The sequence below is a fragment of the Spirosoma luteum DSM 19990 genome, from assembly GCF_000374065.1.
GTDB classification, from domain to species: Bacteria; Bacteroidota; Bacteroidia; order Cytophagales; family Spirosomataceae; genus Spirosoma; species Spirosoma luteum.
In genome coordinates this window covers 80273-93669 of record NZ_KB893301.1, presented here as the reverse complement: position 1 = coordinate 93669, position 13397 = coordinate 80273, and the positions used below count along the sequence as shown (strand labels likewise).

The following is a 13397-nucleotide window of genomic DNA, read 5'->3' as shown; positions in this document are numbered from 1 at the left end:
ATAGGACATCGTATACATCAGGCTACCAGAGGCAGACTGCTGTTTCTTAATTGCTGGATAGCTTGCAGCGGGTCTTCCGCCTTAAAAATTGAATTACCCGCTACCAGCACATTGGCCCCGGCCCTAACTAAGGCCTCCGCATTTTGCTGACTGACTCCCCCATCAATTTCAATCAGCGCCGGGGAGCGATTTGCCGTCAGAAGCTGCTTCAACTTCGTTACTTTCTGGATGGTATGTGGAATGAATGACTGACCGCCAAAGCCAGGATTGACAGACATTATCAGAACAACATCGATTTGCTCCAGCACATCTTCAAGACTCGAAACGGGCGTATGTGGATTAAGGGCAACGCCCGCCCGGCAGCCCAATTCACGAATGCGGGTAAGCGTTCGGTGCAGGTGCGTACAGGCTTCGTAGTGAACATGAATAACCGAGGCCCCTCCTTCGGCAAAAGCCTCCAGATACCGCTCTGGCTGGGTAATCATCAAATGTACGTCCAGTGGTTTGCGGCAGTAGTTGCGGGCTGCCTCCAGTAGCGGAAAGCCAAACGAAATATTGGGAACAAATACGCCATCCATCACATCAAAATGCAGATAATCAGCTTCACTCTGGTTAATCAGTTCCAGTTCTTTTTGCAGATTGGCAAAATCGGCGGCCAGCAAAGAAGGGGCAATGAGGGGCTGATTCATAGTTAGTCAGATGTACTGAAAAAAGGAACGTCCGAAAAAAAGCGTGGTCGGTGCCTTGTGCAATTATGGGCTACGTATTTTTTTGTCCTGTAAAACTAACGTTTTTTGCATGAACGAGGAAACAAACTCAATATTGCCGCCTAAAGCTGAGCAGTGGTTGAGTCGGTTAGTTAGGCAGTAATTGGTGGGTTGATCCAGTCAGTGACTGACCGTTGTAATGTTCATATAGGAACCGTAAGCTGATTAAATGACTGACTAACTCGTTGACTCACTAACCGATTGACTGATTGACGTATGATACCCCAGGAGCGCATTGCCGAATTGACTGATTTATTACACTACTATAATCATCAGTATTACCAGAACAGTACGTCGGAAGTCGACGATTTTACATTCGACAAACTGCTGACTGAGCTGACTGAACTGGAAATTCAGTACCCTGAATACCGCCAACCCGACTCGCCAACGGCCCGCGTTGGCGGTACCATCAGCAAAGAGTTTGCCACGGTGTATCATCGCTTCCCGATGCTCTCGCTGGGGAATACCTATTCGGAAGAGGACTTGATCGAATTCGACAAACGCGTGCAGAAAGGGCTGAACGGCCAGGCATATGAGTACATATGCGAACTGAAATTTGACGGTGTAGCCCTGAGCCTGACGTATGAGAACGGCGTTTTTGTGCAGGGTGCCACCCGGGGTGATGGTGTTCGGGGCGATGATATTACGAACAACATCCGCACCATCCGCACGGTACCGCTGCGGGTGAAGGGTGTAGGGCGTGGGAGAACGCAAAACGTGACCCCAGGCCCGGACCTCCAGTCCCCAACCCCCATGCCCCCAGCCCTATTCGAGGTGCGGGGGGAAGGTTTTTTACCGCTGGCAGAGTTTGAACGTATCAATAAGGAACGCGAGGACATTGGAGAACCGTTGCTGGCCAACCCGCGCAATGCGGCTTCGGGTACGTTTAAACAGCAGGACTCCAGTGCTGTAGCCAAACGGCGGTTGGACTGCTACGTCTATTCGTTCTTGGCCGACGAAACAGCGCCGGGTGCGTTCCAAACACACGAAGAAAGCCTGATTGCCATGCACCAGTGGGGCTTCAATGTATCGCAGAGCTGGCAGAAATGCGTTGATATTCAAGCCGTAATGCAATACATCGACCAGTGGGAGCAAAAACGCTTCGACCTGCCTCTGGGTACGGATGGTATCGTTATCAAAGTAAATCGCTACGATCAGCAGCGCGAGTTGGGTTATACCGCCAAAAGCCCCCGTTGGGCCATTGCTTACAAATATAAGGCGATGGCCGCCAGTACCGTCCTGAAGGGGATTCGCTACCAAGTAGGTCGTACGGGGGCGGTTACGCCCGTTGCCCTGCTCAAACCCGTTCTTCTGGCCGGAACCACCGTCAAACGGGCCTCATTGCACAATGCCAACGAGATAGAGCGGCTGGGTGTCATGTTGCACGACACGGTCTTCGTAGAAAAAGGGGGCGAGATTATTCCGAAAATAACGGGGGTAGATTTGACCAAACGTACTGATAAGAGTGAGCCCATCGTTTATCCCACCACCTGTCCGGTTTGTGATACCCCATTGATTCGCCGGGAGGGGGAGCGAGGTGTCGCCCAGGCCAATTTTTACTGCCCGAACGAGCGGGGCTGTCCACCCCAGCGTCAGGCCCGGTTTGAACACTTTATTCAGCGTCGGGCCATGAACATCGAGAGCCTGGGCGAAGGAAAAATAGAACTCCTCATCGACCGGGGATTAGTCGAAACCCCCGCTGACCTTTACAAACTGACCTACGATGATTTGCTGGGTATCGAAAAGGTGTTTCTGGACCGGAACGCCGGACCGGAAGAGACGGGCAAAAAACGAATTGTCAGCTTCCGGGAAAAAACCGTCGAGAATATCCTGACGGCCATCGAAAAGTCAAAAGCGCAATCATTCGCCAACGTGTTGTTTGCTCTGGGCATTCGGTACGTGGGTAACACCACCGCCGAAAAACTGGCCGACTATTTTGGGTCGATGGATGCCGTTATGGCTGCCAGTCAGGAGGCACTACTGGCCGTGCCGGACACGGGGCCCCGCATCGCCGAAAGTGTGGTGGAATGGTTCGCGGACGATTACAACCGGGCCATAGTGGAGCAGTTACGGGATGCCGGGCTACAATTCTTCGGGGAGAAAAAAGTAGTGGAGCGGGAAGGCGACACGCTGGAGGGGAAGACATTCCTGTACACCGGCACATTTGCCAATTTCACCCGGGAGGAACTAGAAAACCGCATTGAAGCCAACGGCGGGCGGGTGCTCAGTGGCATTTCCAAAAAACTCAATTACCTGATTGTGGGCGAAAACGCCGGACCATCGAAGGTCGAAAAAGCCCGGAAACTAAACGTGCCCCTGATTGGAGAAGATGAGTTTATGGCGATGCTGGTCGTGTAGGGTTAGTACGGTTGACTAACTTACGGGGTATAGATTCAAAAAGAGAACGTAGCCCGGCAAGATTTTTCGCAACTAAATTCCCGTAACTTTGCCGTGTTGTACTTTCCTGTTTATTCTAATGGATACTAAGTTCCATGGCGTAGGGGTTGCTATCGTAACTCCTTTCAACGCTGATCAATCGATTGATTTCGATGGCTTCGGCCGCATCGTTCGGCACATCTCCGATGGGGGTGTTCGGTACATCGTTTTGCAAGGCACTACCGGCGAATCGCCCACAGTAACGAAACAGGAAAAAGCGAAGCTGCTTCAATACCTCAGGGAAAATAATCCAAAAAACCTGCCCATCGTATTTGGTGTGGGGGGTAATGTAACATCCGACGTTGTTGCGGGTATGAAGGACATTGATTTCGATGGTGTCGATGCCATTTTATCCGTTTGCCCGTACTATAATAAACCCGGCAAACGGGGCGTTATCGAGCACTTTACCCGTGTAGCCGATGCCAGCCCGGTGCCGGTTATTCTGTACAATATTCCATTTCGGACGGGTATTAATATGAGTGCCGAAACCATCTGCGAACTGGCGCAGCACCCGAATATTATCGGTGTGAAAGAAGCGTCCTGTATCATTGAGCAGTGTATGGAAATTGCCCGCGATAAGCCCGACGATTTTCTGCTCATTTCCGGCGACGATGTGCAAGGCGTCCCCATCGTCAGTATCGGTGGCGTCGGCGTTATGTCGGTCATTGCCAATGTATTTCCGGCTAAGTTCTGCGGCATGATTGAAGCCGCATTGCGGGGCGATTTCGCTTTCGCGCAGAAAGAACTTGGGCATTTTCTACGAATAGACCCTTTGTTGTATGAAGAAGGTAATCCGGTTGGCGTTAAAAGTATTCTGGACATCATGGGGCTTATTTCATCCGAAGTAAGGCTCCCCCTCATGCGAGCCTCCGATGATCTGGTCGAACGCCAACGGGCTGTTTTACAGCGCGATGGGTTACTGGAACTAGTGGCCTGAAGCCGCACCTTACCCAATTGGGGTAAATCATAAAAGTCATGGGACTGGCAGTTGTAGTTGCCAGTCCCATGACTTTTATGATTTACAAACCCTTTTAAAATNCCCCTGCCGATAGCATCAGTGCTTTCTGCAACGCTTCTTTATTAATGCCAACAGCCACGCCCGAAGCAGCTAGTGTCTGAATAATTTCTTCAGTTGGCAGGTTACCCGTCAGGTTATCGGCGGCCATGGGACAACCGCCAAAACCCCGTAATGCCCCGTCTATACGCTGGACACCAGCGCGGACTGCCGCCCGCACTTTGGCGTCTGCTTCGCCGGGGCGGGCGTGCAGATGTGCCCCAAATTCAACGGTTGGAAAAGCCGGAATCAGCTGTCCGAATAAGGCTTCAATGGCCTCGGGTGACGATGAACCAACCGTGTCTGACGGGGCAATGATTCTCACGCCCATCACTACTAATTTCTCCGTGAACTCACTTACCAGCTCCGGGCTGTATGCATCACCATACGGATTCCCAAAGCCCATCGAAAGATACACCACCAGTTCTCTACCGGCTTCAACGCAACGTTGCTGAATGTCGGCAACCTCAGTTAGTGCCTGTGCAATGGTTTTGTTGGTATTTCGCTGCTGAAACGTTTCTGAAACGGATAACGGGAAGCCAATGTACTGAATCGAATCGTGGCTCAGGGCATTTTCGGCCCCGCGCAGATTGGCTACGATGGCCAGCAACTTCGTCTGGGTTTTCGATAATTTAAGGCCAGCCAGTACCTCGGCCGTATCACGCATCTGAGGTATGGCCTTCGGTGAAACAAAACTCCCGAAATCAAGGGTGTCGAACCCAACGGCCAGTAACGCATTCAGGTACCGGATTTTCAATTCTGTTGGTACAAAATGGTCGAGGCCCTGCATGGCATCCCGCGGACATTCGATAAGTTTCATCGGCGAATGGACTGGAGTTGACGCATAAGTAGAGCCAGCAAAACCATCACGACCGCGCAAATAGCCAGTCCACCGGCTTCGCGGGCCAGTTCGATGTTTGTGCTCCGCATCCCAATCTCGCTAAACAGGAAACCCTCAAACCGGGGAGGCCATTGGTAGATAGCGGCTACGACGTACCCAGCAGCGATAGCGACATATACTGCTGGACTTCCAACACCGGCGAATGCCATAAAACAGGCAATAGCAGCCACCAGATAGATAGGAACCCAAACCAGAGGGTCAGGGTCATTGTACTGAAAGGCCGCAAACAAAACGAAGAGCAGACCAAAAACGATGGAAATGACTTTACGCATAAATAGTTAACTAGCTAGAGAGTTGGTCAGTAACTGATTGACTCATTTACAGTACTCCGCCACCGCATTGACGGCATCGGCATAGCCCAGTAATTGAGCCTGTTTCAGATTCAGGCATCCCGTTTCCCGGTTACTTTGTACGAGTTGGGCAATTCCTAACCCGTAAAAAGCTTTCCCGAATTTGGAGTCCGCTTTAACAGCCCGCTGAAAATCGGCAATGGAACCGGCAAGGTCTTTTTGATCAAACCGAATCGACCCCCGGTTGTACAAAGCCAGTGCGTTCAGTGAATCTAACGTTATAGCCTGCGAAAAGTCAGTTAGAGCCGGTTGAATCTGCCCCTGGGAGGCAAACAGCTGGCCCCGGTTCAGAAACAGTTCGGCACTGATCTGTCGGCTGGTATCGGGAGCCAGCTTGATTGCCTCCGAATAATCTGCAAGAGCACCCGTCAAATCGTTTTGGGCTATTTTCAGCAAACCCCGATTATAGTAAGGCCGGTAGAAACCAGGATTTAGTTTTATGGCCTGCTCATAATCAAGAGCTGCATTCGCGTATTCCTTCAACTCAAAATACGCCACCCCCCGCGATATAAAGGCATCGGCATTCTCATCATCGGCCTGGATAGCCTGGTTCAGCACCTGTACAGCCTCCCGAAATTTACCCTCTTTTAAATAACCCCGCCCCTGCTCAACGTATTTATCGGACGAGTTACAGGAAAGCATAAAGAGTGAAAGAGCGACAGAGCAAAAGACTGAATTTAAACAAAACTGTCGGCCAGCTATCGTTCGTCCTCTTGCACCAAAATACCGTTCCAATTTAGTTTTTCGCCCTTTCGCCCTTTCACTCTCTCGCTTTTTGAACATGTCATTCAGAATTAATAAAGGCAAAGGTACAGGTGAAATTTGGTCGTTTGCGTAATAGTTGCTTAACTTTGTACCGGCAAATCGGTGCTACCAGCTCCTGCTGAATCCCCCAGGTCTTGACCGAAGCAAGGGTAGGTGGTCGTAGCGGTGAGACATTGGTTTGCCATTTTTTGTTTCTGCCCGATGCAGTTACGTTATTTAGCGGGTTATATGCATTTAGCTGTATCAAATCGCTAAATCTTCTGAACTCTATGAATCTGCTTAGTCAGCTCTCTACTTCCTTCCGCAATTTATTTCATTCCGACCCTTTGCTGATTTGTTCACCCGGCCGGGTCAATCTCATTGGTGAACATACCGATTACAACGAAGGGTTTGTGCTGCCGGCCGCCATTGATAAAGCCATTTATCTGGCCATCGGTCTGCGTGACGATGATGAACTTCATTTTGTCGCGCATGACCTGGATGAAACGTTTGCCGGTTCGCTCAATAGCCTGTCTCCTACTACTACCTGGGCTGATTATCTCCTCGGCGTGTTAGCGCAGTTCCGCCTGGAGGGGCATGCCCTGAAAGGAATTAACTGCGTTTTTGGTGGCACTATCCCGATAGGTGCCGGCCTGTCGTCATCAGCCGCGCTGGAAAACGGCGTTGGCTTTGCCGTCAATGAATTACTGAGTCTTGGACTTGACCGAATAGCACTGGTTCGATTATCGCAACGTGCCGAAAATGAGTTTGTTGGTGCCAAAGTAGGTATCATGGACATGTTTGCCAGTATGATGGGCAAGGCCGAGCACGTGATTAAACTCGACTGCCGCTCGCTCGATTATGCTTACGCTCCCCTCAACATGGACGGCATCAGCATTGTACTCTGCGATTCACGGGTGAAACACGCGCTGGTAAACTCGGAGTACAATACGCGCCGGGCCGAATGCGAAGCGGGTGTCCGTTTTCTCCAGGTATTTTACCCAACCATCAAAAGCCTGCGCGATGTGACCATGTCCATGCTGGATAAGCATCTGCGGGATACGGAACCATTAATCTACCGCCGGTGCGCTTATGTTGTTCAGGAAAACCAGCGCCTGATTGATGGGGTAGCGGCACTGGAAGAAAACAATATAGCCGCTTTTGGACAACTGATGTACGGCTCTCATGAGGGCCTCAGTCAGCAATACGAAGTTAGTTGCCCGGAGCTGGATATCCTGGTCGATATTGCCCGTCGGCAACCGGGTGTTCTGGGCGCACGCATGATGGGCGGAGGCTTTGGCGGGTGTACCATTAACCTGGTTCAGGAAGCAGAGCTCGACCACTTCAGCCAGGTGATTACCGGGGAATACAAAGCCCGAACAGGGAAAGATACGTACCTTCACACCTGTAAAATCCAGGACGGAACCCGTATAGTAACTGTAGCAGTAAGTTAGGATTAAAAAACCCTTCTATACGAACGACTACAAACCAATTAATTAACACTATTTACCATGAAATTTTTCATTGACACGGCCAATCTGGCTGACATTCGGGAAGCCCAGGAAATGGGAATTCTTGACGGCGTTACCACCAACCCTTCCTTAATGGCCAAAGAAGGTATCACAGGAAAAGACAATGTGATGCGCCATTATAAAGAAATCTGCGACATCGTTCAGAGCGATGTCAGCGCAGAGGTCATCTCAGTTACGTACGACGAGATGATTAAAGAAGGCGAAGAATTAGCCGAAATAGACGAAAATATCGTGGTGAAAGTCCCCATGAGTGGCGATAGTATCAAAGCCATCAAGTATTTCTCCGAAAAAGGCATTCGCACCAACTGCACGCTGGTGTTCTCGGCGGGTCAGGCATTATTGGCCGCCAAAGCCGGTGCTACCTACGTTTCTCCATTCGTGGGTCGGTTAGATGATATTTCAACCGATGGTATGGCCCTGATCGAGCAGATCGTTAATATCTACACCAATTACGGGTACACGACCGAAGTACTGGCCGCGTCAGTTCGTCACCCAATGCACGTGATTCAGTGCGCCGAAATTGGTGCCGATGTGATGACGGCTCCATTAAGCGTCATGAAAATGCTGATCAATCATCCGCTGACGGATAGTGGCCTGGCTAAATTCCTGTCCGATCACGCTAAAGTAGAAAAGAAATAAATCGTTTTCGGTTTATCGTTTACGGTTGGCTGACGCGTAAAAATAGTGCGTCAGCCAACCGTAAACGATAAACCGAAAACTTTATACCGCAGCTCATGTTCTCGACCGAATCCGTTCTTACGCTCGATCATGCCGATATTTATCAGGATAAAAAGTTAATTCTGGGTAACGTATCCTTTCAGATACAGAAGGGAGACTTTGCGTACCTGATTGGCCGGACGGGTAGCGGAAAAACATCCCTGCTGAAAACGTTATACGCCGATTTGTGGCTTCAGAACGGTTCAGGGTTTGTAGCAGGCTACAAACTGGAAGCGATGAAACCTCGTGATGTTCCGCATCTACGCCGACATATTGGCATTGTTTTTCAGGATTTCCAGTTGTTTTTCGACCGCACCGTTGAAGACAACCTGAAGTTTGTGCTCAAGGCTACCGGTTGGAAGAACAAGGCGGATATGAACAATCGCATTGCCGATGTGCTTATGCAGGTGGGTTTGGGGACGGCTCAGAAAAAAATGCCCCATCAGCTTTCGGGTGGCGAGCAGCAGCGGGTGGTCATTGCGCGTTCCATGCTCAACGAGCCGCTAATCCTCATTGCCGATGAGCCAACCGGCAACCTCGACCCGGCAGTGGCCGATCAGATTATGAAAGTGTTTCAGGCAATCAACAGTGCGGGCACGGCTGTCCTGATGGCAACCCACAATTATGACCTGCTGAACAAATACCCCGCCCGCGTACTACGCTGTCAGGATGGACAGGTGGTGGAGTTGCTGGGCTAGGCGGTTTTTAACCCCAAAACCTATGCTGTCTCACCGTCGTCATTTTCTAGGTTCCCTGGCCGCTCTTACCGGCACAACATTTCTTGCTGAGATGGGCTTTGCTCAGGCGCCCGTTCCTGTTAAGTCCTTTCCCATTTCCTGCAATTCCTACAGCTGGCTAACCTTTTACGAGCGGCAGGGTAAAACGTGGATGGCTGACCCTGATGCCTCATTAAGCGAACTGGCACAATCGGGACTAACCGCTTACGAACCGGGAGTCACCTCCGCCGAAGAAGTGACGAAACTGGTGCCCTTATTAAAAAAACACGGGCTGGCAATGCCATCCCTGTACGTAAACAGCACCCTCCACCGGGCCGACGAAGCCCAGAAATCCATTGATTCGGTTCTGGCCATTGCCGAAGCCTCCCGCCCTGCCGGTACGTCCATTTTTGTAACGAACCCCAGTCCCGTCAAGTGGGGCAGTGAAGACGATAAAACCGACCAAGAACTGATTGAGCAGGCCAAAAACCTGAACCGGCTGGGCGACGAACTACGCAAACGGGGCATCACGCTGGCCTACCATACCCACGCCCCGGAACACCGTCAGGCTGCGCGGGAATTTCACCACATGCTGTTGGCAACTGAACCGAAAAACGTTTCGCTCTGCCTGGATGCCCACTGGGTATATCGGGGGTCGGGCAACTCGCAGGTGGCCTTGTTTGATGTGGTAAAGCTTTACGGCAAGCGAATCGTTGAAGTGCATATCCGACAATCGAAAGCAGGTGTCTGGCAGGAAACATTCCAGGAGGGTGATATCGAATACCGACGGCTGGCAACCGACCTGAAAACGCTGGGCGTCCGGCCTAACTTAGTACTGGAACAATGCCTGGAAAAAGGCTCACCCCATACGCTGGAAGCAGTGGAAGCGCATAAGCAGGACCTGACTTATGCCAAAGACGTTTTTGCCGGTTTAATTTGATTAGCGCCTGAAAAGTAGCAACAATTTTTGGGTAGCGTGGTTTGTAAATTAAAACTTACACATACGCTTTTATGGCTACTGATTTAAACAAACCGGAAACGCAGGAAAAACCGATCAAAAATATTCAGCCTAATATTGGCCTGGAGAAAGACTCCATGAAAAAAGCCAACGAATTGCTGAATGCCTATCTCGCTGATTTACACGTATTGTACATCAAGACGCGTAAGTATCACTGGAATGTAGCGGGGCCGAGTTTTAAAGAATACCACGAGTTTTTTGAGGAGCAGTATAAGCAACTCGAGGAATTCATTGACCTTGTGGCCGAACGTATCCGCACGCTGGGAGGCCGCCCGCTGGCTACCATGGGCGATTTCATTAAGGAAACAAGCCTGGAGGAAGACCACAGTGGCGAAGTAAAAACGCACGACATGTTCGAACGCCTTTTGGCTGACCACGAGCAACTGGCCCGTGAACTGCGGGAAGACGTAGCCACTTGCGACGATGATCTGGATGACGCTGGCACAGCCGATTTCCTGACGGGCCTGATGGAAGAACACGAAAAAATGGCCTGGATGCTGCGGAAATACCTCTCCTAATGATAAATCAGGAATGATGAATGATGATTGTGGGAAAAATTCCTTATCATTCATCATTCCTGATTTATCATTCTTTAAAGTGCCAAAGTATCTATCTCTGCGCTCTGGTCTGAGCAGCGTATTAATCTGGTCGGTAATTTCGGCCGCCTTCATTGGCCCTGGTACCGTTACAACCTGTGCGGTGACTGGTTCCCGTTTCGGCCTCGACCTACTCTGGGCCTTAACCTTCTCTACGCTCGCTACTATTTTCCTACAGGAAGCGGCTGCCCGAATTACGCTGGCATCGGGACTCACCATGGGCGAATTACTAACGAAAGTATATGGACAACGAATCCGCTGGGTTATAGTGGCCCTGTTCGGAGCAGTGACCCTGGGCTGTGCCGCCTACCAGGCCGGTAACATTCTGGGAGCTGTGGCGGGGCTTTCCTTATTTATTGGTGTCCCAACCGGTGGTTTGCCAACCCAACTGCTAACCGCCATGGTGGGCCTGGTATGCACGGGATTGCTGTGGAAGGGCTCTCCCCGATTCATTGCCAGTTTTCTGGGCCTTGTCGTCTTTGGGATGGGTATTGCCTTCGCCTATGTGGCCTGGAGTGCGGCACCGGACCTGGGTCATTTATCGAAATCGCTGATTGTCCCGTCTATTCCACCCGGCTCAATGATACTGGTTATCGGGCTGATCGGTACAACCATTGTACCCTACAACCTGTTTTTAGGGTCTGGAATGGGGCAAGCCAGTGCAGAACAGTCGCTGGCCCAGATGCGCTGGGGAATTGGCATCGCGGTTTTGATTGGTGGGTTGATTTCGATGATGATTCTGATTTCCGGCACATTGATTACGGGTGAATTCAGCTTTCTCAACGTAGCACAAACTTTAGCCACCCGACTTGGAAGCTGGGCGGGTTCTTTTTTTGCCCTCGGGTTATTTGCCGCTGGGTTTTCGTCGGCCCTTACCGCTCCCCTGGCGGCTGCTATTACCGGCCAAAGCCTGCTGGGGTGGCCGGTACAGTCAATGGCTTACCGGGCAACGTGGCTCGGGGTAATGGCCGTCGGGATGACGTTTGGATTACTGGGTGCCAAGCCCGTGCCCATCATTGTACTGGCGCAGGTAGCCAATGGGTTACTATTACCGGTAGTAGCCATCTTTTTGCTGATAGCGGTCAACAACAAAACGTTACTGCCTGCTACTTATCGCAATACTATCTGGCAAAATATTGCGCTGGTAGCTATCGTTGGCATCACGGCTTTCCTGGGCTTACGGAACATCTGGCTGGCTTTTCAATAGAAACCAAAAAAGGTTCGGGGAATGAATAAGGTCTATTCATTCCCCGAACCTTTTTTGGTTTGCCTGGAGTTCGTTATTTCTTTTTGCTCAACTGACGATTTTGCTGCTCCAATCGCTCTATTCTTTTCTGCTGCTCGATTAGGTGAAGCGTTAATTCTTCATTCTTCTTCACCAGCGTAGCTAGAAGGGTCGTCAGATCCACGCCCTGCTTCACCATATCCTGCGCGCTTGGCAAATCAGGTAAATGCCTGTTCTGCTGAATGAATTTCTCTACTTCAGGCAGGGAGGGGAGCTGGTACGCTGGCGCAAATACATAATCGGCCCATTGGCCTTCGGAAGTGGGCTGTACGTGCATAGCCAGTGCCGACAGACGCGCTCCCAACGTCACATCACCATTTTCGTTGACCGTCAGGAATTTAGTCGATGATCCTTCACTTGCCGGGGAATTAGCCGTCATGTTCGTCAGGCGAAGGCCACTACGTCCGTCCGTTCCCGCCGTTAGTTCAAGTCTGTTCTGGGGAGTCGATGTTCCAATACCAACATTTACGTTGTTACCCAGCACCATGGCGTTGCTGGTCAGTACCCGGGCATTGGCACCAATGGCTGTTGCATTGGAAAGCCCCACACCTACCCCAATGGCATTGGCACCTAGTAGGGTGTTATCATGCCCGTCGGTTCCCTCAAATCCGGCATTGGGACCAATCAGCAGATTTCGCTGTCCCCGCTGGCTGCCCTGCCCGGCGTTGTAACCAATGAAAACGTTATCACTCCCATCAGTGTTAAGCTTACCGGCCTCGTATCCCACGAATGTGTTATGACTACCAACCGTATTGGGGAACCCGGCTCTGTAGCCAAAGTACGTATTGTACGAACCAGACGTGTTGCCTTGCCCGGCCATGCTACCCATAAAGGTGTTGTAAGTGCCGCCAATCACTGCGCTGGTACTCTGACCAATAAACAGGTTGCTTGTACCATTCAGTGACTGAAAGCTAACGACCTGATTGTCTGGCGTGATAACCTGACTCTGCCCAAATCCATCCACCGATAGGGATAAGATAGATGCGGCTAAGGCGATAGTAGAAAGTTTCATAAGGAGACCTGTTTGATGGTACGTATACACTGGAAATATCGGACAAAATTCGTTCCGAAGTACAGCTGGTCACGATTATCTTTTCAAAGCTTGCTTGACTCCCCTACCGCGCCCAGTTAGCGATGCACTTCGGGAGCTATCGGAACACCCGCAAACGTGATAATTGCTTTTCCTATGTTTACGAATGTAAGCGTCGAAAGCTGCTCCGTTTTGCCCGATTGGTCGTTTTGTTTGTCGTCTCCATGCTTGCAGGTGAATTGGCAGGAATA

General features: G+C 50.8%; 13 protein-coding genes. 8 read left to right on the top strand and 5 right to left on the bottom strand.

All coding sequences use genetic code 11. The features are described from left to right. Nucleotides 1-17 precede the first annotated feature (17 nt). Entirely contained in the window at nucleotides 18-689 is a 672-nt protein-coding gene (gene rpe, locus B156_RS0125125) for a ribulose-phosphate 3-epimerase (RefSeq protein WP_018622560.1), read from the bottom strand. A 294-nt stretch (nucleotides 690-983) separates the two neighbouring features. On the opposite strand from rpe, the gene ligA reads away from it, so the two are divergent. Next, on the top strand, nucleotides 984-3125 hold the full coding sequence (ligA, locus tag B156_RS0125120) for an NAD-dependent DNA ligase LigA (RefSeq protein WP_018622559.1): 2142 nt from the start codon (nucleotides 984-986) through the stop codon (nucleotides 3123-3125). Nucleotides 3126-3243: 118 nt separating this feature from the next. Further along, complete coding sequence (dapA, locus tag B156_RS0125115; protein ID WP_018622558.1) at nucleotides 3244-4140, top strand: 4-hydroxy-tetrahydrodipicolinate synthase; 897 nt, start codon at nucleotides 3244-3246, stop codon at nucleotides 4138-4140. A gap of 94 nt (nucleotides 4141-4234) precedes the next feature. On the opposite strand, the gene B156_RS0125110 is transcribed toward dapA, so the two are convergent. From B156_RS0125110 to B156_RS0125100, 3 genes are read right to left on the bottom strand one after another with little or no spacing between them, the layout of a single operon-like run. Continuing rightward, on the bottom strand, nucleotides 4235-5077 hold the full coding sequence (locus B156_RS0125110; RefSeq protein ID WP_018622557.1) for a hydroxymethylglutaryl-CoA lyase: 843 nt from the start codon (nucleotides 5075-5077) through the stop codon (nucleotides 4235-4237). After that, complete coding sequence (locus B156_RS0125105) at nucleotides 5074-5430, bottom strand: transmembrane 220 family protein (RefSeq protein ID WP_018622556.1); 357 nt, start codon at nucleotides 5428-5430, stop codon at nucleotides 5074-5076. The genes B156_RS0125110 and B156_RS0125105 overlap by 4 nt, the downstream gene beginning before the upstream one ends. A gap of 42 nt (nucleotides 5431-5472) precedes the next feature. Then, nucleotides 5473-6150: a tetratricopeptide repeat protein gene (locus B156_RS0125100; RefSeq protein WP_018622555.1), complete on the bottom strand. Its 678-nt coding sequence runs from the start codon at nucleotides 6148-6150 to the stop codon at nucleotides 5473-5475. A gap of 392 nt (nucleotides 6151-6542) precedes the next feature. Between B156_RS0125100 and galK the strand changes: the two genes are divergently transcribed. The 6 genes from galK to B156_RS0125070 all read left to right on the top strand — a co-directional run bounded on the left by galK (nucleotide 6543) and on the right by B156_RS0125070 (nucleotide 12038). Beyond that, nucleotides 6543-7706, top strand: a complete 1164-nt coding sequence (gene galK / locus B156_RS0125095) for a galactokinase (protein WP_018622554.1) — start codon at nucleotides 6543-6545, stop codon at nucleotides 7704-7706. 57 nt (nucleotides 7707-7763) lie between these two features. Beyond that, on the top strand, nucleotides 7764-8423 hold the full coding sequence (gene fsa / locus B156_RS0125090) for a fructose-6-phosphate aldolase (RefSeq protein WP_018622553.1): 660 nt from the start codon (nucleotides 7764-7766) through the stop codon (nucleotides 8421-8423). Between the two features lie 95 nt (nucleotides 8424-8518). Further along, the gene (locus B156_RS0125085) at nucleotides 8519-9199 is read left to right on the top strand and encodes a cell division ATP-binding protein FtsE (RefSeq protein ID WP_018622552.1); all 681 of its coding nucleotides are present in this window, start codon (nucleotides 8519-8521) and stop codon (nucleotides 9197-9199) included. Between the two features lie 22 nt (nucleotides 9200-9221). Further along, on the top strand, nucleotides 9222-10157 hold the full coding sequence (locus tag B156_RS0125080; protein WP_026261051.1) for a sugar phosphate isomerase/epimerase family protein: 936 nt from the start codon (nucleotides 9222-9224) through the stop codon (nucleotides 10155-10157). Nucleotides 10158-10228: 71 nt separating this feature from the next. After that, nucleotides 10229-10753: a Dps family protein gene (locus B156_RS0125075; protein ID WP_018622550.1), complete on the top strand. Its 525-nt coding sequence runs from the start codon at nucleotides 10229-10231 to the stop codon at nucleotides 10751-10753. 79 nt (nucleotides 10754-10832) lie between these two features. Further along, a complete protein-coding gene (locus tag B156_RS0125070; protein WP_026261049.1) occupies nucleotides 10833-12038 on the top strand; it encodes an NRAMP family divalent metal transporter in 1206 nt (401 codons plus the stop codon). A gap of 73 nt (nucleotides 12039-12111) precedes the next feature. Here B156_RS0125070 and B156_RS0125065 read toward each other — a convergent pair whose 3' ends face one another. Then, nucleotides 12112-13128: a hypothetical protein gene (locus B156_RS0125065; protein WP_018622548.1), complete on the bottom strand. Its 1017-nt coding sequence runs from the start codon at nucleotides 13126-13128 to the stop codon at nucleotides 12112-12114. Between the last annotated feature and the right edge of the window lie 269 nt (nucleotides 13129-13397).